Raw genomic sequence first — 21684 nt, 5'->3', positions numbered from 1 at the left:
TTAGTGATTCTGCTCTTGGAGTGTGACCTGCATGGAATCTGCTGCAACGGAAGCGATTCGGCATTTTCTGATCCTAGTATTGTTTGTTCTAAGTGTCGGCATGGTTTCCGGTAAATTAGCCGCTTGGCTCAAGCTGCCCGATGTTGCCGTATTCATCGCCGTCGGCATGCTGCTCGGGCCCGGCTTGAAGCTCATTCATGAATCCAGCGGCTCGCTGATCAATCAGCTCATTTTAACATTGGGTTCGGCGCTTATTCTGTTTGATGGCGGCAGGAATCTTAAGCTCAGCGGTCTCCGTAAGGTCTGGATCACCCTATCTTTGCTTAGCGTTCCGGGGGTCATCATCTCCGTATTGGTTGTGGGGGCAGGCGTGCATTTTCTGTTCGGGGTGGATTGGATTTTTGCCTTCCTCGCAGCTGCGGTGATTGCATCTACGGACCCGGCATCGATCATCCCCATCTTCAAACAGGTGAAGATCAAGGAGCGTGTCCGCGAGACGGTGGAGAGCGAATCGGCATTTAATGATGCAACGGGTTCGATTCTTACGTTTGCTTTGTTGGCGGCGGTCGCGGGCGGCGGCGAACTTCATTTTGGCGCGATGTCCTTGGACTTTGTAAAAACCGCGCTCGGCGGAATTGTGATCGGGCTGATCATTTCCGGGCTGCTGGCCTATTTCACGGGTCATGCGCGGCATGGCGTACTGCGGGAATATACGACTATCGTAATGCTTGTCTGCGCCCTGTCGAGTTACTTGATTGCCGACCTGATGCATGTCAGCGGGTTTATGGCGACGTTTGTGGCCGGGATCATTTGGGGTAATGCGGAAACCTTTAATCTTTCGATGAAGGAAAGACATATCGAGGTCGGCTCTTTTGCGGAAAATATCACAGTGATGATGCGCATGCTGATCTTCGTTCTGCTGGGCAGTCAGGTTAGTTTCGGCACGCTGGGCCATTACCTGTGGCAGAGTCTGGGGGCGGTGCTGCTGCTTATGTTTGTAGCCCGTCCGTTGACCATCCTGCTGTGCGCCCTTCCGGACCGGAAAGTGAAGTGGACCTGGCGGGAGCTGCTGTTTATGAGCTGGGTCCGCGAAACCGGAGTTATACCGGCTGCGTTGTCGGGAATGATTGTCGGAATGGGCGTCCCGCATGCCGAGATCATTGCGGCGATTACGTTCATGGCGATCGTGCTTACGATTATCGTTCAGGCGAGCACGACAGCCTGGGCGGCGCGAAAGCTTGGCCTCGAAATCAAAGAAGCTGCGGCAAAGCCTTAGGGCTTTTGCTGGCAGCTTCTTTTAATTTTACGGGTCGGTTTCCGGTTCCTTGGATTAATAAGTACGGACCGGGGCCCGGCGGTAAAGCATCCAGCCGATTCCGATCAGAATGACGGTTAATCCCAGAAATAGATGAGAAACCATCACGTTGGACATTCCTGGCGCCGACAATTCAAAGTTTTCCGCGAAGTCCATGTTTCCGGGGCTGAGGTTTAAAATCAGTACGTAAAAAGCGATTGTAATCAAGCCGGGAAGCGTGCCAAACCGGTAAAAAACGGTACCAAGCAGGATGAACAGAAACATGTCGAACAGGTAGAATGCAAATTGGGAGTACCATAAGGACAAGAACGCAGGGATGCTTTCTTCAATAGAATGTCCTAACAGCGACGTCACCCCATAACCTACATAGACGACGATATTTTGCATCAAGGCCATGGCGGCACAGAGTATGGCCGTCGTTCCGATCACAGAGAGATAAAACTTCTGCCGGGGAATTCCAAAGCTCATCATCAAAGGGAAACTGTTCGTTGCAATTAAAATGCCGTAGACCAAAAGATAGATGGCGATGGCTCCGAAGTTGGCTGAGAACAGAAAACTGTTAGTGGAGTTCATAATTTCCGGAAAATAAAGCATGATTACCACTTGTGCGATATCAACCAACAGAAGGATAGACCAAAAATACGTCACCGGTTTGAAGTTATCCATCCAATAGAATCGCAGCATCTTACGAGAAGTAACCATTATTTGTTTCCTCCGAATTCAGATTCCCTTTGCGGGTCAAATAAACGAACAGTTTTTGCAGCGGTACTGAGCTGATTTTGATACCCCGGCGTTCCAGTTCGACCCGGTTATCCAGTTCCCCGTACCAGACGAGGACGGTTGTTCCGGCCAGTGATTCTTCGTGGAGCACATGCGGGTCTGATACCAATGCCAGCAGCTGCGAAGAATCGCCTTGGAGGTAATGCGCCTGTGCCACAAAGGCATCCTTATCCATATGGGAGGTGATGACCCCTTGCTCCAGCAGCGTGATGTACTGGAACAGATTGGAGGATTCATCGATCTGGTGGGTCGACAGGATCATCGTCCGCTCCCGTTGACCGCAATCGTTAATCATTAATTCGTAAAAAGTTTCTCTCATGTCGGCGTCCAGCCCCAGGGTCGGCTCGTCGAACAAAGTCAATGGGGCGCCGCTGGCCAGTCCTTTCACGATCCCTACCATCGACTGCATGCCTCTGGAAAGCTGCTTATATTTCTTTTTGGCGGGCAAGCGGAATTTTCTAAGCAGTTCGGTTGCGAGCTTTTCGTCCCAGTACGGAAGCAGCAGTGAACAATAATGCATCAGATCTTTGACTTTATAATCGGCCCAAGAACGTTCATCCGACTTGACCAGGCAGATGTTCGGGGTGACGGCGGGGTTGTCATGGACCTGTTGGCCGTCGTAGAGGACTTGCCCTTGGCTCGGATAGATCAGGCCGGAGAGAATATGAAGCAAGGTTGTCTTGCCGGCGCCATTGGCTCCCAGAAGCCCGTGAACGGCTCCTTCTTCAAAAGTCGTGGTCACGTTTCGGATAGCTTCGGTACTGCCGAAATTTTTAGCAATTTGACGGCATTCCAGAATAGGATTCACAACAATTTCTCCTCTCGTCCTCATGAATCGGCAGACTCTGCCTTTTGAATCATTTCCGCAATCTGCCGCGGCGATATTCCCAATTTAGCCGCCTCACGCAGCATGACTACGATATACTGGTCAAAAAATTGCTGCTTTCGCTTCTCAACCAAAACCGCCTGCGCTCCCGATGCAACGAACATGCCAATCCCCCTTTTCTTGTACAAAATCTCCTGATCCACCAGCAAATTAACGCCTTTGGCCGCCGTAGCCGGGTTGATCTGATAAAAGGCCGCAAATTGGTTGGTAGAAGGCACCTGGGCTTCTTCAGGCAATCTACCTTCAATAATGTCATCTTCGATCTTTTCGGCAATTTGCTGAAAAATCGGCCGACCATCGTCGCTTAACACACCCATTTCTTCACCACCGTGTTGGTTAATTACTTATGTAACTAACAATACAACCTGAGGGGTTATTTGTCAACAGGCGAAGATCTGCTCATGAAAAAAGCAGCCGGATCATCCGACTGCTGCATGGAATATTGGAATTTACTTTTTTATTGAGAAAGCACTTCTGCAAGACTCTCCTTAATGCCCGTAAACCATTCCATCGTTTCTTTGCTCAGTTCCGATTTGTCGCCGTAGACAAGGCATGTTTCTCTGCGCGTCTGTTCAAGCTCCTTCATCGGAACAGCGACGAGGTCGTTGTCTTTCAGCAATTGCTTGCGTAAGTACGATTTCGGCAGAAGGGCCGCAGCTTTGCAAGTGGTCAGCAAGCGGACGATGGCTTCAAAAGAATCGATCTCCATCCGGATGTCCGGAATGATCCCGTAACGTCCGAACAGATCGTCGATCAGCTTCCGGTACCATGTGCCCTTCGAGAATATGATCATCGGCCGGCCGTTGAGATCCTCCATTGCCGCGCGGCGATTGCCCGCCAGCTCATGCCCCCGTGGGACCACTAACTCCAAATGGTCCTGGAACAAGGGAATGCACCGGAGTCCCGTTTCGCTGATTGAGGAGGCGACAACACCGATATCGACTTTGCGGTCGCGGACATAGGAGACGATCTCATGCGTCTTCCCGGTAACCAGCTTAAGCTCTATTTCGGGGAACTTGTTCATTAATGCCGTAACCAGCGGCGGGAGCGTCGTTTGAATTGTAGTGAGGCTGGCGCCAAGCGTAACTACACTGCGTTCACTCGCCTTGAACCTGGAGACGGATTGCAGAAAGTTCTGATGGCGCTGCCGCTGCTCCAAGGCATAGATATAAGCTTCATGTCCGACGCGGGTGAGCTCCAGCCGCTTTCCTTTTCGCGAGAATAAAGAGACACCCCATTCCTCCTCCAGCTTTGCAATTTTTCTGGACAGGGCGGGCTGTGACAAATTAAGCAGCTTGGAAGCTTTGTTTAAACTGGATTGCTCAACGACCGTGGTAAACACCAGCAAATCTTCAATCATAGCCGTGGCCAACCTTCCTTATGTTAATTTGTTATAAGTATTAATAAGTATATTGCAATTCCATTATAAGATAAAAAGGAGTAACATGAAATATGACACAAGATGTTCACATGTTACTTTTGTAACAAGGGAATAAGACCGCGCTTTTGTGTAATTTATCATATACGTCCCGCGGTCGAGATTTGTTGAATAATGAGATTATTAGAGGAACGATGGAAACGGAAAGGGGCACATGGACTTATGAAAGGGTTTTATTCCAGAAAACTGCACTCGCTTCTGGGTGTCATCCCGCTCGGTTTTTTTATTCTGGAACACATGATTACGAATTTTTCCGCGGTTGAAGGAGGAAGCCAAGGGTTTAAGGACAGCGTCGCGTTTCTTAATAGCTTGCCTCTGGTCCTTGTACTTGAGATTTTTGGGATCTTTTTGCCGCTGCTGTATCATGCCGTTTACGGTATGTTCATCGCTTTCCAGGCGAAGCCGAACAATACGCGGTTCCGGAATGAACGCAATTTGCGCTACTTGCTTCAGCGGATCACAGGAGTGCTGGTCTTTGCGTTCGTAATCTGGCATCTCTATGAGACCCGCTTTCAGGTCGCTATCGGTAATGTAACTCATGAAGAACTCGGAGGGGTGATGCACGATATCGTGATGAATCCGTTCTTCTTCATTCTATATTTGATCGGAGTGCTCTCTGCGGCATTTCACTTTGCCAACGGACTTTGGTCGTTCATGGTCAGCTGGGGTATCACGGTCGGTCCGCGGGCCCAACGGGTTTCTTCTTATATTTGCATGACCCTGTTTGTTATTGTGTCGGTGCTCTTCACCTGGTCGCTGTTCGCCTTCCGGGGCGTGGAATTCCAGGCGGATGGGACGGCATTGCTGGAGACGCTTCGTGTATTCGTAGGATAATGGCTATATAAAACAATTGATGAGAGTTCAAAGCTGATTTTTGAACAACCTCTTTTAGGAGTTGAAGATAGAGATGGCTAAACAAAGCGTAATTATTGTCGGCGGCGGTCTGGCCGGCCTGATGGCTACGATTAAATCGGCGGAAGCCGGGGTGCAGGTGCATCTGTTCTCGCTCGTTCCGGTGAAGAGATCCCACTCCGTCTGCGCACAGGGCGGCATTAACGGGGCTGTAAATACGAAAGGCGAAGGCGACTCCCCTTGGGAGCACTTTGATGACACGGTATACGGCGGAGACTTCTTGGCGAACCAACCGCCGGTTAAGGCGATGTGCGAGGCGGCGCCGGGGATTATCCACCTGATGGACCGGATGGGCGTCATGTTCAACCGGACACCGGAAGGCTTGCTCGATTTCCGCCGGTTCGGCGGCACGAAGCGCCACCGGACGGCATTTGCCGGTGCGACAACGGGACAACAGTTGCTCTATGCCTTGGATGAACAGGTACGCCGCTATGAAGCGGAAGGTCTGGTCACCAAGTATGAGAACTGGGAGTTCCTGTCTGCCGTTTTGGATGATGAAGGCGTATGCCGCGGGATTTGCGCACAAAACCTGCGCTCAATGGAAATCGTTACTTTCGCTTCCGATGCGGTCATTTTGGCTTCGGGCGGCCCTGGCATTATTTTTGGCAAAACGACGAACTCGGTTATTAATACAGGAACAGCGGCAAGCGCGGTGTATCAGCAGGGCGTGAACTACGCGAACGGCGAATTTATCCAAATTCACCCGACGGCGATTCCCGGAGACGACAAGCTGCGGCTGATGTCTGAATCCGCGCGCGGGGAAGGCGGACGGATCTGGACGTATAAGGACGGCAAGCCATGGTACTTCCTGGAGGAAAAATATCCGGCGTACGGTAACCTGGTTCCGCGGGATATTGCGACCCGGGAAATCTTCAGCGTCTGCGTCGATATGAAGCTGGGGATTAACGGGGAGAACATGGTATACCTCGATCTGTCCCATAAGGACCCGAAAGAACTCGACGTGAAGCTCGGCGGCATTATTGAGATTTATGAGAAGTTCATGGGCGATGACCCTCGCAAAATTCCGATGAAGATCTTCCCGGCGGTCCATTATTCCATGGGCGGCATGTGGGTCGATTACAATCAGATGACGAACATTCCCGGCTTGTTTGCGGCAGGGGAATGCGAATACCAGTATCACGGTGCGAACCGGCTTGGGGCCAACTCGTTGGTTTCCGCGATCTATGGCGGTATGGTGGCCGGGCCGAAAGCGGTGGAATACATCCGCGGCCTGAAAAAATCGGCGGAGGATCTTAGCCCGCAGATTTATGAGAGCTATCGTAAAGCGCAAGAAGATAAGTACGAAGGATTGCTGGCCATGAACGGCACGGAGAATCCGTATGTGCTGCATAAGGAGCTGGGCGAATGGATGACGGCAAATATGACCGTAGTTCGTACAAACAGCAAGCTGGAAGCGACGATCGGCAAGATCAAGGAATTGAAGCAGCGTTACAAAAATATCAATATTAACGATACGTCCCGCTGGAACAATGCCGGCGCCGCTTTTACCCGCCAGCTGTGGAACATGCTGGAGCTGTCCGAAGCGATGACGCTCGGCGCGCTGCTCCGTAACGAGAGCCGCGGGGCCCATTATAAACCGGAGTTCCCGACTCGTAATGATGAGGAATTCCTGAAGACAACCAAGGCGACGTGGACGCCTGACGGTCCGCAGATCTCTTATGAAGAAGTGGACGTCTCTTTGATCCCGCCGCGGGTACGCGATTATTCGAAGGATAAATAGGGGGGGAGAGACTATGGCAACAGCGGATACAAAATTAACGGCGAAGAAAGTGAAATTTGTGATTACTCGCCAGGATGATCCCAAGTCGGCGTCTTATACGGAAGAGTTTGAGCTCGATTACCGTCCGGGCATGAATGTCATCAGCGCCTTGATGGAAATTCAGCGGAATCCGGTCAATTTGAAAGGCGAGAACACCTCTGCGGTATGCTGGGAGTCCAACTGTCTGGAGGAAGTGTGCGGCGCTTGCTCGATGACGATCAACGGCAAGCCGCGCCAGGCTTGCGCAGCGTTGATCGACAATCTGGAGCAGCCGATCCGCGTCGAGCCGATGCGGACGTTCCCGGTCGTGCGCGACCTGGTCATCGATCGCAGCCGGATGTTTAACGCGCTCAAGCGCGTCAAAGCCTGGATTCCGATCGACGGCACGTACGATCTTGGACCAGGCCCGCGGATGGCGGAGAAGAAGCGCCAGTGGGCTTACGAGCTGTCCAAGTGCATGACCTGCGGCGTCTGCCTGGAGGCTTGTCCTAACGTCAACGAGAAGACCGACTTCATCGGCCCTGCGGCCATTTCCCAGGTGCGCTTGTTCAATGCGCATCCTACTGGTGAAATGAACGCGGAGGAACGTCTGGAGGCGCTGATGGAAGAAGGCGGCATCGAGGGCTGCGGCAACTCGCAAAACTGCGTCCGCGCATGCCCGAAGGGCATTCCGCTGACCACCTCCATCGCCGAAATGAACAAGGCGACCAGCAAGCATATGTTCAAACGCTGGCTGGGCGTGTAACTATCGAGCATTGTGGAATAGTGTTAAAAACCGGGCGAATGAGCCCGGTTTTTTTGTGATTCTTTAAGGTGGGCGGGTTGAGTGGCGAATTGTGCTTGATCCATGTTTGGCGTGGGGAGATACGTTCGTGATCCATAGGAGCCCATTTGTCATCCCAAGAGCCAACCTTAGTGAACCGTACGTACCAGTGGTGTGTGGTTTGCTGTTCCTTTACTCCATTGGAAATATCCAATGAGATGGTGCGAGAATAAGATGCTTTAACTGTTTCCTTGGAAATATCCAATGAGACTATAGTTTTTTCGTGAATGAAGATCATTTTCAGCTGTTTTAATTGGATATATCCAATCAAAGCACAGATGTTAAACGGCTAGATGCTTTTTCATTGGAGATATCCAATGGGGAGCATAGTTATCAACATCTATCGAAAACCGTACCTAGCGAAACCGTCGGATTTACTCCGACATAAATGAAATTTTAAACTTTATATTGCCGAATTCCTGAGGTGTATGCTAATATGACGTTGAGATTGAAAACGTTACCGAAAAGGATGCCGGACACGTTTTCGGAACCGTTACCGAAAACGAAACCGGAATTATCGGAAGCGTATTCATTCCGCTATATAATTCGAATACATTCGAGGGGGAAAGTACACATGAAAGTCAGAAAGCTATGGAGTTTGATGCTGGCTTTAACTTTGGTCGCCGGACTTGCGGTCGGCTGCGGTAACAAAAACGAAGGATCCGACACAACGAACTCGGGGGCCAATTCCGGAACCGCTCCAGCCAAAGCCGGAGAGATCTACTTCCTGAACTTTAAGCCGGAAATTGCTCCAGTTTACGAGAAGATCGCCAAGGATTATGAAGCTGAAACCGGCGTGAAAGTGAAAGTCGTAACTGCGGCTGCCGGAACGTATGAGACTACGCTTAAGGCTGAAATCGCCAAATCTGACGCTCCGACGATTTTCCAAATCAACGGTCCTGTCGGTTACCAGAACTGGAAGGATTACTCCCTCGATTTGAAAGACACCAAGCTTTACAGCTACTTGTCCGACCAAAGTCTGGCCGTAACGAATGAAGGCGGCGTTTACGGGATTCCTTATGTCGTAGAAGGCTATGGCATTATCTACAATGACGCGATTATGAAGAAATACTTCGAGTTGTCGGATAAAGCCGTTTCGGTATCCTCGATGGCCGATGTCAAAAACTTCGATACATTGAAAGCGGTTGTTGAAGATATGACCGCGAAGAAAGACCAATTGGGAATCAAGGGCGTGTTCTCCTCCACTTCGCTGGCTGCCGGCGAACAATGGAGATGGCAAACTCACTTGGCCAATATGCCGCTGTACTATGAATTCAAAGATAACACCGAATATGACAACACGATTTTGGCCGGTCTTGCCTCCAACGAAGTCGAATTCAAATACAATCCGAACTACAAAAACATTTTTGATCTCTACATCAACAACTCGGTTACGAAAGGCTCCCTCTTGGGCAGCAAATCTGTAACCGACTCGATGGCCGAGTTCGCACTGGGTCAATCCGCAATGGTTCAAAACGGAAACTGGGGATGGTCCCAAATCAACGAAGTGGACGGCAACGTAGTTAAAGCCGAAGACATCAAGTTCCTGCCTATTTACACCGGTGTTGCCGGCGAAGAGAATCAAGGTCTGGCAATCGGTACGGAGAACTACTTCTCCATCAACAGCAAGGTATCGCCTGAAAAACAACAAGCTTCGATCGCTTTCCTGGAATGGCTGTTCTCCAGTGACAAAGGTAAAGCTTACGTAACGAATGAGCTTGGATTTATCGCTCCTTTCAACACCTTCAACGAAAACGAAAAACCGGCCGATCCGCTGGCCAAAGAAGTAACGAACTGGATGGCCAAAGACGGTATCGTATCCGTACCTTGGACGTTCGCCGCATTCCCTAGTGAAGAGTTCAAGAACGTATTCGGCGACGCACTGCTGCAATATGCTCAAGGCAACAAAACTTGGGACGAAGTCGTAACGATCTTTAAAGACAGCTGGAAAGCCGAAAAAGCCAAGTAATTAGCATGTACTCTCATGCCACGGTGGGCCAAACCGGTGCACCGTGGCATATTTTATGACCGGTGAGTTATAGTGAACCATTCCTGACTCGCTATTTTTTTAATCCTGGGTAAGGAGAAGAACACCATGCAGAAATCGATAAAAAGATATTTCGCCCTTTTTGCATTACCGACAGTTCTGGCCTTTACGGTCATGTTCATCATTCCGTTTGTTCTCGGCGTGTACTTGTCTTTTACGGAATTTACGACAGTCACGGATGCGAAATGGGTAGGCCTCAGCAATTATCTTAAAGCCTTCTCGAATAAAGAATTTCTGAATGCATTGTGGTTCACGGTCAAGTTTACGGTTGTCTCCGTGTTAACGATCAATGTGTTCGCGTTTCTTCTGGCCATGCTGTTGACCCGGGGAAAGAAAGGGACCAATCTGTTCAGAACGATTTTCTTCATGCCAAATCTGATCGGCGGAATCGTGCTGGGTTACATTTGGCAGCTTATCATTAACGGCGTACTGATTAAATTCGATGTAACTTTGACCTCCAGCGCCAACTACGGCTTTTGGGGACTTGTTGTACTTATGAATTGGCAATTAATCGGGTATATGATGATCATTTATATCGCCGGCATTCAAAATGTGTCCAAGGACGTTATTGAAGCGGCCATGATCGACGGAAGTACCCGTTTCGGTATATTGCGCAACGTGACTATCCCGCTCGTGATGCCTTCCATTACGATCTGTTTGTTCCTGAGCCTATCGAACTCGTTTAAGCTGTTTGACCAGAACCTGGCGCTAACAGCCGGGGCACCGTCGAAGGAAACCTCGATGCTGGCGCTGGATATTTATAACACGTTCTACGGCAGCGTAGGCTGGGAAGGCGTCGGCCAAGCCAAAGCGGTTGTATTCTTTGTACTGGTCGCCCTGATCGCATTGATTCAACTTGTCGCAACAAGAAGCAAGGAGGTTGAGAGCTGATGCAAAAAACAAGGGGCAGAGATTCTGTTGTAGTTACAGTGTTATTCATTCTAGCCGTACTGTTTTTGGCACCGATCCTGATCGTGCTGATGAACTCCTTCAAGGGAAAGTTCTTCATCAGCGACACTCCGTTCAAGCTTCCCGATGCCCAAACCTTCATTGGTCTTAAAAACTATACGGGCGGCGTTGCCAAGATCGGATTTTTCAATGCTTTCGGAAACTCATTGTTTATTACGGTATGCTCCGTGGCCGTCATCGTGCTGCTTACAGCTATGACCGCCTGGTACATTACCCGGGTCAAAACGAAATTTACTAAAATGCTCTACTTCATTTTTGTATTCTCGATGATCGTTCCTTTTCAGATGGTCATGTTTACGATGTCGAAAGTGGCTAACATTTTGCACGTGGACAATCTGGTCGGCATCATTTTCATCTATCTGGGATTCGGGGCCGGATTATCGGTGTTTCTGTTCAGCGGGTTCGTGAAGTCGATACCGCTTGAAATCGAAGAAGCGGACCTGATCGACGGCTGTAACCCGATCCAATCCTTCTTTAAAGTGGTTCTGCCTATATTGAAGCCGATTGCGATTACAGTAGCTATCCTCAATGTCATGTGGATCTGGAACGACTACTTGCTGCCTATGCTGGTCATCGGCACCGAGCACAGAACGATTCCGATCGCGATTCAATACTTGAAGGGCGGTTACGGCTCAATTGATATGGGCGCGATGATGGCGATGCTGGTATTGGCTATTTTGCCTATCGTAATCTTCTATCTGTTCTGTCAAAAATATATTATTGAGGGCGTCGTTGCCGGCGCTGTTAAAGGTTAAGGTCAGAAACAATGCCTGAGGCAATAGGCGCAGCGGGCGAAGCAGGGTTCTTTACCGGGGGAATAACTTGCCGGGAAGCCCTGCTTTTTTGTATCCGCCCTTGTTTTCCGGGGGGTTAATTGCTATATTTTCTATGAGTATATGAAGGAAAGATTATAATGTAAGGGAAGATCGGACATGGCTTCAATTACAATTATCGATATTGCTAAAATGTGCGGGGTTGGGGTTACTACGGTTTCCCGGGCGATCAATAATCATCCTGACATCAGCGAAGAGACCAAAGCAATGATTATGCAGGTCATCAAGGAAAATCATTACGTTCCTAACAACAGCGCCCGGAATTTGAAGCGTTCCGCTTCCAAGACGATAGCCGTGCTGATCAAGGGGATTACCAATCCGTTTTTTAACCGAATGATTCAGGTATTTGAAAAAGAGATTCAAAGAAAGAAATATTCGTTCATTCTGCAAAGGGTGGATGAGAACCAGGATGAAATCGAAGTCGCGATCGAGCTCGAAAAAGAGAAGCGTTTGAAGGGGATTGTTTTTCTCGGCGGATATTTCTCGCATTCCAAAGAAAAGCTGGATCAGCTTACGGTACCGTTCGTTCTCAGTACGATCGGTATGACGCCGGACTACGATCCGCATGAGTATTCTTCCGTTTCCGTCGACGACTTTAAAGAAAGCTACAAGATGGTAGATTATTTATGCAATCAGGGCCATCGCAAAATCGCTATCATAACGGCATCTATGGATGATGTCAGTATCGGTAAATTAAGATATGAAGGATACAAGCAGGCTCTTGAGGATCACGGTCTGGAGTTGAACGATAAGCTGGTCTACAGCATGAAAGAAAACATCGAGAGCTATTCGATGGAAAACGGATACGAGGTGACTAAGGAACTGCTTAGTTCCGGCGAGGAATTTACGGCATTGTTTGCCGTATCCGACAGCTTGGCCGTAGGCGCCTGCAAGGCGATCTTCGAGAGCGGCAAATCGGTTCCGGAGGATTATGCGGTCGCCGGATTTGACGGGCTTGATATCACCTACTATTACCATCCATCCATTACGACGATTCGTCAGCCGGTCGAGGAAATTGCCGAGGAGACGATCAAAATTTTATTTGACCTGATTAATAAAAAAATAACTCACGCCCACAAAACATTCCCGGCGGAACTGATGATCCGGGAATCGACCGCAAGGAAATAAACAAAACCCGGCTTCGCAACGATGGTTGCGGGCCGGGTTATTTATCTTTTTACAGGAAGAACGAGCCTGCGATGCCCCCTACAATGCCGATCGCAACCACGGAGACAAAGACGAATATCAGCGCTTTTCTAGGAAAAGACCGCGCGACCATGAGCATGGACGGAAGGCTGACGGTTGGCAGCGTAAGCAGCAGGGCCGCCGCCGGGCCGGTCCCCAGGCCCAGGGCTACGAAGGACTGGATAATCGGAATTTCCGCCGCCGTCGGGATAACGAACAGCGTACCTACGATGGCAAATACGATAATGGCGGCGATACCGGTTCCCAGTGCAACAGGGAACATCGTGTGCTGAAAGGCACCCAGCAGCAGAACGGAAATGGCGTAAGCCGGGACGACATTAAGAATCATCAGGCCTAGGCTTTTGAGCCAGCGCACCCAGAAAGAGCGTTGCTCTTCTTCCATCTCCTGAACGGGCGGCTCAGGGATTGCTGCCGTTTCATTCGTATTCGCAAACCGGTTCGCAAAGTAGCTGACTCCGAAGGTCAAGATCAACCCGAAGGCAAGCCGGAGCAGGGTAAACTTCCACGAGAGCACAAACGCCATAAATATGAGCGTGGCCGGATTCAGCACCGGATTGCCGATCCAGAAGGCGAGGCTTGCGCCGACCGAGACGTTTTTACGGCGAAGACCGCAGGCGACGGGCGCAGCACAGCAGGAGCACATCATGCCGGGCAAGGAAGCGACGCCGCCGAGAAGCGTGCTCTTAAAGTTGGCTTTGCCAAGCACTTTATAGAGCCATTTGGACGGCAGCAGCACTTGTACAAGGGAGCCGAGCAGGATGCCCAGAACGGCGGCTTTCCATACCGATTTGAAATAGGCGGCCGCATAATCGATAGCCGAGCTCCAGGAAGGAGCTGCGGAGACGTCCGAGCCGAGAATCGACGAGCCGATGGAGTGGTTCGCCGCGGCTTTGAATGCTTTTTCATAATACGGCCACCACTTAACATAACTTAAGCCGGCAATGGCAATGATGACAAAGAGGACGACGAAGAATATAGTCTTGAGCGTACGAGGAGTACGTGGATGGAGAGAGTGTGTTTTCGTTGATGTTGCCATGTATGTTCCCCCACAGTTTGTAATTTTAAAAGAGACGAAATACAGTATAACATAATGAGACAAGGCTGCATTATTGATTTGCCTTTCCCGGGCCGATTGGAGTACGATTTAGAGTGGAGCAGGCAATGGAAAGACCTTTAAATATATTTTTATATACGGAAGGAAAGTGATTCATAGATGGCAGCAGCGGATTCAGTAAAGTTGACTTCATTATCCAGTAAGGGGGGCTGCGGCTGTAAAATCGGCCCTGCCGACTTGATGCAGGTGATTCGGAGTCTGCCTCAATCGGAGCCGAATCCCGACTTGCTCGTGGGCTTGGATACGAGTGACGATGCGGGCGTGTACCGTTTGTCCGGGGATATGGCTCTGGTGCAGACGGTGGATTTTTTTACGCCGATCGTGGATGATCCGTATTCCTTCGGCCAAATTGCGGCAGCCAATGCGATCAGCGATATTTACGCCATGGGCGGCAAGCCGCTGACCGTGCTTAATATTGTAGCTTTTCCGATTTCCACTTTGGATAAAAGCATCTTGGCGGATATTTTGCGCGGGGCTGCGGATAAAGTCCGGGAAGCGGGAGCTACGCTGGTAGGCGGTCATTCCATCGACGATAAGGAGCCCAAGTTCGGCCTCGCCGTGACCGGCCTTGTTCATCCCGACAGAATCAGAACCAATGCCGGAGCGAAGGCCGGGGACAAGCTGATCCTGACGAAGCCGATCGGAGTGGGCATTATGACGACTTCGATTAAAAAGGATGCGCTGACCCCGGAAGAGACGGAACGGGTTACTAGCGTGATGGCGACCTTGAACAAGACGGCTGCCGAGACGATGGAGCCTTACGATGTTCACGCCTGCACGGACGTGACCGGCTTTGGCCTGATGGGCCATACGTTGGAAATGGCGAAAGGAAGCGGATGCGGCATCCGTATTAAACAGAGCGATGTTCCTGTTCTGCCGCGCGTGCGGGAGCTTGCCGAGCAAGGAAATGTACCGGGCGGAACGAAAAACAATTTTGCCCATGTTGAGGGAGATATCGATTTCCCTGCGGAGCTGGATCAAATCGGCCGCTGGATTCTATGCGATGCAGTGACCTCGGGCGGCCTGCTCATTTCGGTGGAGGCCGGACAGGCTGATGAGCTGCTGCAGGCGCTTGTGCAAGCCGGTGTCGAGGCAAGCCTGATCGGGGAAGTTACCGAACAGCATCCTGGACGCATCGTTGTGGAGTAGGAAGTCCTATAGAAGGAGTTAAAACATCATGTTTCAAGACATAACCATAGAAGATCTGGCTGAGCGCAAAAAAGGGGAATTGGTCCTGATCGACGTTCGTTCTCCTTCGGAGTATGCCGAGGCCAGCATTCCCGGCAGTATCAACATCCCGCTGTTTAACGATCAGGAAAGAGCGGAGATTGGTACGCTGTATAAACAGGTCAGCGTAGATGCGGCGCAGGAACGCGGACTCGAAGTCGTTTCGGCCAAGCTGCCGGCATTTATTAAAGAGTTTGCGGCGATTCCAGAGAAGAAAGCCGTGTTCTGCTGGCGGGGCGGCATGCGCAGTAAAACGACGGCAACGCTGTTGTCCCTGATGAACATCCATGCCTACCGGTTGTCCGGCGGCTTCCGGGCTTACCGCCAATGGGTCGTAGCTATGCTGGAGACCATGTCGTTCGAACCCCCGGCTTATGTCATTCATGGAAATACCGGAAATGGCAAAACGGCATTGTTACGGAAGCTAAAACAAAAGGGCTATCCGGTCCTTGACCTGGAGGACATGGCCGGGCATCGCGGATCGGTTTTCGGCGAAATCGGACTTCGCTCCCATAACCAGAAAACGTTCGACGCCTTGCTGCTGAATGAGCTGCTGTTGTATCAGAAGGCTCCTTACGTACTCATGGAGGCGGAGAGCAAGCGGATCGGGAAGGTTGTTATTCCGGAGCTGGTCATGGCGAAGAAGGATCAGGGTACCCATATCCGGGTAGAGCTTCCGATAGAAGCACGCGTGCAAACGATCCTGGAAGATTACCAGCCCTGGGATCATCCGGAGGCTTGCGCCAAGGCTTTTTCAAAAATCGAGTCCCGCATCCACCGGCCCATCGCCGTAGAAATCGGAGACAGTTTGAAGAACGGCAATTATGAACGAGCCGTGGAGCTTCTGCTGCTCTATTATTACGATCCGCGGTACGAACATTCGGAAGAGCAGTATGAGGGGGCCGAGTTTACGACCATCCGTGCCGATTCGGTAGATGAGGCGGTTCTTGCGGTCGAGCAATTGCTTGAACGAACCTCGGGTCAACGTGTAAATGGATGAGTTACGAAGTGAGTAGAAATGAAGTTGAGACCGTACGCTGATGGTTTGGCGGACGGTCTCTTTTTTGTGAGTATAGGGTAATTCTGGATATTTTGTTTAAAACGCCTTAGAATGGAGAGAAGTATCCAGGGAGAGAGGTTGGGATGAGTTGAATAGGAAAAGAACGAGAGTAAGCCGGTTCAATCGAGTGACGAAAATGGCATGTACCGGGTTGGTAGCGGTTTCAGTGTTGCTTCCTCCGGGTTTGGCCCGAGCTGAGACAAGCTCTGGAACTTATGATTATTTGCCGATCGAGACCCGGTTGAAGATTGCTGCCGGTGAAATTCCGATGCCGGGAACAACCGCACCGGATCCGTCTCAAGCCAAAATTACAAAAGAGCAGGCTGTCGGGAAGGTGAAGGCACTGTTGCCGGAGTTGAAGGATGCCGTCGCGCAGAACATCACGCTGGGGGTAACGAATGTATATCCTCCCCCACCGAATCAAATGGTTTGGAATATCGAATGGACCTATCCGTCGGGAAGCATGGGATATGGTTTTAGTTCCCAGGTTGATGCATTGACCGGAGAGTTGATCAGTATCTATTTAAGTGTCGCCCAAGAAGCAAATGAAAATTATTATCCTCCAAAGCTGACCCGGGATCAAGCGTTGGAAGCAGCCAAAGCTTTTATCGTTAAAGCGGCTCCCTCCATTACGCTGAGCGATCTGAAACAGGAGGGGTACTCGTCCTGGGGACTGAACGAGACTTCCTTGTTCGGACCGGTTCAATACAGTTTCTATTTTAGCCTGCTGAAGAATGGAATTCCTTCACCCGAATACGTCAATGTATCGCTCAACGGCAACGGCGATCTGATCTCCTTTTCCAAATCCTATGACCAATTGAACTACCCGGAGAAGACGGCTGCCATTTCCCAGGCCGTTGCAGAGCAAACTTTTGCTAAAGGATTGGATGTCGAGCTCAGTTATATTCCGATATACAAGGATAATAAGGTCAGTAAATATATCCTGGCTTGGAATCCGTCGGAGAATGCGACTTATCCGATTGATGCCTTAACCGGGAAAAGGCTAAGTTATCAGGGGGAAGAAGCGAATGCAGCCCCGACCGTATATGCGGAAGTCCCGGCGGGCAAGAAACAGTTTGCTCCTCGTACGGCCAAGACAGAACTGACAGCTGACGAGGCGAAAAAACTGGTGGAACAAGTCTTTACGATTCCCAAGGGTCGAACTTTATTGTATTCATCGCTTGATTCCGATTACGCCGATCCTGAGCGCAAATTGCGGAGATTGACCTGGGGAGAACAGCCGGGAAGATTGTACGCGGGAGGATTCTCGTCACAAACAATCGCAGAGGTTGATGCTTTGACAGGACAAATTCTTGAGTTTCGCATGGAAGAATACGCGGGAATGGGGGAGGAAGACGCATCAAGTCCTCCAGCCGGAGCTGTGAAGCTGAGCCAAGCGACAGTCCGTCAGAAAGCGATCGAACTCGTAAATGCTTTGGTTCCAAATGCAAGCCGGGATTATAGGCTGGCAGAGCAGAAGGAGACCAATTCTAACATTCAGAATAAGAAGAGCTACGAATATCATTTCACTAGATTTGTGCTAGGAATCCCGGTAAGTAACGGCGGAATTTCGCTATCCTTTGATTTATACGGTAACCTGAAATATTACAGTTTCGGCCGAACGCCGGGACTCGATCAAATTACCGGACCATCGACCGCAAAAGTGGCAAAAGAAGAAGCTCTGAAGGCATACCGGGATCTGTACGTCATGAAGCTGCAGTACATGAATACCGGCGGTCATTTTGTGGATAACAATTATATCGAGCAGAAAACTTGGCTCGCGTATGGGGCGGAGTCCAAAAATCCGGATCGCCCGTTTCAAGTTATTGATGCCGTTTCGGGGCAATGGGTGACGACCTATGATAACATCCGGTATGGGGACGGAAATCCTTCCGTGACTATACCTGCCGATGTGAAAGGGCATCCGGCCGAGCAGGATCTCATGACCTTGATTCAGCATAGGGTAATAGTGCCTGATGAGAGCGGCAACGTGAAGCCGAATCAAGAAGTTACGGTAGGCGAATGGCTTGGTATGATGGCTCAAGCCGTAACTCCTTATTATAAGGACTTTGGCGGTTATTACGGAATGGGAGAACGAAAGCCGGTATCGGGGGTACCGGTGGATAGTCCATATTATAATGCGGTAGCCTATGCTGCCCAATATAAATGGATCGAGCGAGATGCCGTGTTGAAGGTCGATTCCAAATTGACGAGAGAAGAGCTCGCCGTTATGCTGACAACGATTGTCAAATACAACAAGCTGGCAGGGTTCCTGGCCGAGGATGAGAGCTTGAATCAATTCAGCGACAAGTCCTTGATCGGCAGCAAAGGCGAAGTGGCGCTTACCGTTAAACTGGGGCTGCTGCAAGGCCAAAACGGCAAGTTCAATCCGCAAGGCACTGTCACGAAAGCGGATGCGGCGACGGTTATCATGCAGCTCGTGAAGCTGCAAGGCAAGACGGATCAAACGGTCGCCCAGTAGTTATCTATTAGGCGAGGGGGCTGTCCCGGTAGCAGTTGCTGCTGCGCGGGGCAGCCTTTTTGCGTGGGGGTGAACTGGGGGAGCGCGGAGTGTTGAGGAGCGATTAGGGTGTGTTGGGATTAGTGCAAAATTAGTTTTAGCTGTTGAGATAGTGCACGATGTGGTGCGTTGAGCGTTAGGATGGCGAGTGAGGCCCGTTAGGCCAGATGGAATTGAGCAAACTCCGCTATAACTGCTACATTTATTGTTAGGCTGGGCCTGTGACACATTGTTAAGTGAACTATCCAGTAAAATTAATTTGACTCGTTGGATAAATTCCAACGAGTTGGGCCTCGGCGGGTGGATTTCGGGGTTTGATTGGATATTATCCAATCAAAATCTCTTAATTCGTGCAAATGGGCTATGATCGGTTATTTCGTTGGAATTTCTCCCATGAAAGAGACAACTTGCGGCAAATTGGTTGATATCATTGGAAAATATCCAATGAGTTTTTTTGTTTGACTCTTACCTTAGGGGAGGGATTAGGCTTGAAAGTGAAAGGAGTGACACAAAATGCTGTTCACTGTAAAAGAAGTGGCTTCCATCGCCAACGTTACTGTCAAGACACTGCATCATTATCACAAGGTAGGTCTGCTTATACCGGCTCAAGTCAATGAATCGGGATATCGTCTTTACGGAAATGAGGAACTGGAGCGGCTTCAGGAAATTATGTTCTACCGGGAGCTGGATTTCCCATTGGATCAGATCAAGCAGCTGCTGGCGGAGAATCCCGAGCGTCTGGCTATTTTATCGCAGCAAAAAGAGCTGCTTAGCCGTCAGAAACAAAGGCTCGAGCATATTTTATCAACTTTGGAAAAATCGATCGTCTATACGGAAAGAGGAGAAATCATGGATCAGGGCGAAATGTTCAAAGGGTTTAACAGCGAAGAAGAGTGGGCAGATGCACTGCAGGAGCAGAATCGGTATTTGCAGGAAACTTACAAGGTTGACTTAATCGGCGAGGAACCGCTGGATGTGCCGGCGCTGAACGAACAGGCTGCGGAAGCCGCAGGGTTCATGGAGGAAATGGCCGACAGTCTAAGAAACGGACTCAAATATGACGACGAGAGCGTACAGAACAATATTCATAGACATCTACAGTTTTTGAAAAAGCATGGTCATCCCGCGACAGTTGCGGAATTTGCGCTCCAAACCTCCTTTTTCCTGGAGGACGATTTTCACCGGAGCATGCTGGAGGGGCAGCAAACCGGTCTGGCGTACTATTTGAACGCTGCTGCCGAAGCGCTGGCCAAGTCAGGAGAATAGGGGAAGATAACATTGTCGAACGAGCGAGTTCTTTGGAATACCCGGCAAAAAGAATTGAAATCGATCATCGCCAAACCGGAGCATCACGAATCGGTCATTGAAATCATACTTGCGCAGCATGCAGCGGTTCATTCGGCCCGAATCGCCGAACCGAATGCGTGGTCTTTCGAGGACGAAGTACTGGATGATATGAGCGAGGAAAATTTCCGGAGGGTTCCCAAGCCGGGTGTGAACTCGATTGCCTGGCATATTTACCACTCCACACGGATTGAGGATATTACGCTGAACACGCTGGTAGGAGAACTGCCGCAGGTGTTTGACGAACAAGAACAGAATTGGTCCGGTAAAATGGGGATCCGGTATCGTGACACGGGCAACGGTATGAATGACGAGGACGTGAGAGAACTTAGCGCTTCCGTGGATATCCCGGCTCTGCGGGATTACCGGAATGCGGTGGGGCTTCGTACCCGGGAAATCATCAGGGCTATGCGTCCCGGCGATTTGAAGCAGAAGGTAGATCCTATCCGGATCGCTGTGATCAAAAGCAACAAGGATGTCCGCGAGGAAGGCGAATGGCTGCTCGACTACTGGGGCGGCCTGACCAAGGCGGGAATTATTCTGATGCCGGCCACCCGGCACCTCATTGTTCATCTGAACAAATCCCAGCGATTAAAAAAATAAGGTATTCACTATCTTGCGGTTTCAATCCAACCGCCGTACATTCTGCTAGCGGATAAGCTATAGTAGGTGTACGGCTTCTGTCGTCTTTGCGGACAAAGGCCGCTGGAATCTGATTACTGGGAGGAATCGGCATGTGCGCCGTGGTAACCAAGTTTTTTGAATACGGACCAAAGGAAATTGAAGCTTTGTCGGCAGCGGACCCGGTGCTCGGGGACTTCATGTCACGCCGGGGCCAAGTGGAGCGCGTGATCATTCCGGAGCTGTTTCCCGCGCTCGTTCACGCGATTGTCGGCCAGCTCATTTCCGTAAAAGCCGTGCAGACCATCTGGAGTCGCATGCAGGCAGCTTTCGGCGATATACGTCCGGAACGTTTGGCGGCAGCCTCGGCCGATGAGATCCAACGCTGCGGCATAACGATGAAAAAGGCGCTTTGCATCCACCGGATCGCCACGCAGGTCGCTTCGGGCGAATTCGACCTCGAGGGTCTTCGAAGTTTGCCAGATGCGGAAGTAGCCGCCAGGATGACGGTGCTGCCCGGTATCGGCGTTTGGACGGCCGAAATGCTGCTCATGAATTGTCTGGAGCGGCCGGATATTCTTAGCTGGGGCGATATAGCAATCCGGCGCGGCATTATGAATCTGTACGGGCTTCCGGCCCTCACGAGAGAGGAATTCGAACAATACCGCCTCAGATACTCGCCATACGGTTCGGTCGCCTCCATATACTTGTGGGAAATATCGTTTCGGCAAAACGGGTGACACATAGGCTATAACAACAGGCAACCTTGAAGAACGGCCCGTGTTCTTGAGGTTGCTTGTTTGCTTTT

19 protein-coding genes are annotated in these 21684 nt (G+C 50.4%); 14 read left to right on the top strand and 5 right to left on the bottom strand.

Annotated features, from left to right (window positions below):
* Window positions 1–31 precede the first annotated feature (31 nt).
* Entirely contained in the window at window positions 32–1276 is a 1245-nt protein-coding gene (locus KB559_RS17960; protein WP_211023524.1) for a cation:proton antiporter, read from the top strand.
* Between the two features lie 54 nt (window positions 1277–1330).
* Here KB559_RS17960 and KB559_RS17955 read toward each other — a convergent pair whose 3' ends face one another.
* From KB559_RS17955 to KB559_RS17940, 4 genes are all read right to left on the bottom strand, one after another.
* Window positions 1331–2017 (bottom strand): hypothetical protein, encoded by a 687-nt coding sequence (locus KB559_RS17955; RefSeq protein WP_211023522.1) that lies wholly within the window; start codon window positions 2015–2017, stop codon window positions 1331–1333.
* On the bottom strand, window positions 2001–2903 hold the full coding sequence (locus KB559_RS17950; protein ID WP_211023520.1) for an ATP-binding cassette domain-containing protein: 903 nt from the start codon (window positions 2901–2903) through the stop codon (window positions 2001–2003). Before KB559_RS17950 ends, KB559_RS17955 begins: the two co-directional genes overlap by 17 nt.
* Window positions 2904–2923: 20 nt before the next feature.
* Window positions 2924–3298 carry a GntR family transcriptional regulator gene (locus tag KB559_RS17945; RefSeq protein ID WP_211023518.1) on the bottom strand — a complete coding sequence of 125 codons (375 nt, stop codon included), beginning with the start codon at window positions 3296–3298 and terminating at the stop codon, window positions 2924–2926.
* A gap of 140 nt (window positions 3299–3438) precedes the next feature.
* On the bottom strand, window positions 3439–4341 hold the full coding sequence (locus KB559_RS17940) for a LysR family transcriptional regulator (RefSeq protein WP_211023515.1): 903 nt from the start codon (window positions 4339–4341) through the stop codon (window positions 3439–3441).
* 240 nt (window positions 4342–4581) lie between these two features.
* Between KB559_RS17940 and KB559_RS17935 the strand changes: the two genes are divergently transcribed.
* From KB559_RS17935 to KB559_RS17905, 7 genes are all read left to right on the top strand, one after another.
* Window positions 4582–5253 carry a succinate dehydrogenase cytochrome b558 subunit gene (locus KB559_RS17935; RefSeq protein ID WP_211023513.1) on the top strand — a complete coding sequence of 224 codons (672 nt, stop codon included), beginning with the start codon at window positions 4582–4584 and terminating at the stop codon, window positions 5251–5253.
* Window positions 5254–5326: 73 nt separating this feature from the next.
* Complete coding sequence (gene sdhA, locus KB559_RS17930) at window positions 5327–7072, top strand: succinate dehydrogenase flavoprotein subunit (RefSeq protein ID WP_211023511.1); 1746 nt, start codon at window positions 5327–5329, stop codon at window positions 7070–7072.
* Window positions 7073–7085: 13 nt separating this feature from the next.
* Window positions 7086–7856, top strand: a complete 771-nt coding sequence (sdhB, locus tag KB559_RS17925) for a succinate dehydrogenase iron-sulfur subunit (protein ID WP_211023509.1) — start codon at window positions 7086–7088, stop codon at window positions 7854–7856.
* 652 nt (window positions 7857–8508) lie between these two features.
* Entirely contained in the window at window positions 8509–9903 is a 1395-nt protein-coding gene (locus KB559_RS17920; RefSeq protein WP_211023507.1) for an ABC transporter substrate-binding protein, read from the top strand.
* Between the two features lie 126 nt (window positions 9904–10029).
* Window positions 10030–10872: a carbohydrate ABC transporter permease gene (locus KB559_RS17915; RefSeq protein ID WP_211023505.1), complete on the top strand. Its 843-nt coding sequence runs from the start codon at window positions 10030–10032 to the stop codon at window positions 10870–10872.
* Window positions 10872–11705 (top strand): carbohydrate ABC transporter permease, encoded by an 834-nt coding sequence (locus KB559_RS17910; RefSeq protein ID WP_211023503.1) that lies wholly within the window; start codon window positions 10872–10874, stop codon window positions 11703–11705. Before KB559_RS17915 ends, KB559_RS17910 begins: the two co-directional genes overlap by 1 nt.
* 177 nt (window positions 11706–11882) lie before the next feature.
* A complete protein-coding gene (locus KB559_RS17905; RefSeq protein ID WP_211023501.1) occupies window positions 11883–12911 on the top strand; it encodes a LacI family DNA-binding transcriptional regulator in 1029 nt (342 codons plus the stop codon).
* A gap of 49 nt (window positions 12912–12960) precedes the next feature.
* Here KB559_RS17905 and KB559_RS17900 read toward each other — a convergent pair whose 3' ends face one another.
* Window positions 12961–14025 carry a permease gene (locus KB559_RS17900; protein WP_211023499.1) on the bottom strand — a complete coding sequence of 355 codons (1065 nt, stop codon included), beginning with the start codon at window positions 14023–14025 and terminating at the stop codon, window positions 12961–12963.
* 177 nt (window positions 14026–14202) lie between these two features.
* Between KB559_RS17900 and selD the strand changes: the two genes are divergently transcribed.
* The 6 genes from selD to KB559_RS17870 all read left to right on the top strand — a co-directional run bounded on the left by selD (window position 14203) and on the right by KB559_RS17870 (window position 21616).
* A complete protein-coding gene (gene selD / locus KB559_RS17895) occupies window positions 14203–15252 on the top strand; it encodes a selenide, water dikinase SelD (RefSeq protein WP_211023497.1) in 1050 nt (349 codons plus the stop codon).
* Between the two features lie 28 nt (window positions 15253–15280).
* Entirely contained in the window at window positions 15281–16330 is a 1050-nt protein-coding gene (gene mnmH, locus KB559_RS17890; protein WP_211023495.1) for a tRNA 2-selenouridine(34) synthase MnmH, read from the top strand.
* A gap of 148 nt (window positions 16331–16478) precedes the next feature.
* Entirely contained in the window at window positions 16479–18872 is a 2394-nt protein-coding gene (locus KB559_RS17885) for a YcdB/YcdC domain-containing protein (RefSeq protein WP_211023493.1), read from the top strand.
* Between the two features lie 552 nt (window positions 18873–19424).
* Window positions 19425–20177: a MerR family transcriptional regulator gene (locus KB559_RS17880; protein WP_211023491.1), complete on the top strand. Its 753-nt coding sequence runs from the start codon at window positions 19425–19427 to the stop codon at window positions 20175–20177.
* Between the two features lie 12 nt (window positions 20178–20189).
* Window positions 20190–20858, top strand: coding sequence for a DinB family protein (locus tag KB559_RS17875; RefSeq protein WP_211023488.1), 669 nt, complete (start codon window positions 20190–20192; stop codon window positions 20856–20858).
* Window positions 20859–20989: 131 nt separating this feature from the next.
* Window positions 20990–21616 carry a DNA-3-methyladenine glycosylase family protein gene (locus KB559_RS17870; protein WP_211023486.1) on the top strand — a complete coding sequence of 209 codons (627 nt, stop codon included), beginning with the start codon at window positions 20990–20992 and terminating at the stop codon, window positions 21614–21616.
* The last annotated feature ends 68 nt before the right edge of the window (window positions 21617–21684 follow it).

It is taken from the genome of Paenibacillus sp. Marseille-P2973 (assembly GCF_018101095.1).
Lineage (GTDB): Bacteria > Bacillota > Bacilli > Paenibacillales > Paenibacillaceae > Fontibacillus > Fontibacillus vini.
This window is presented reverse-complemented; position numbering and strand designations above follow the sequence as displayed.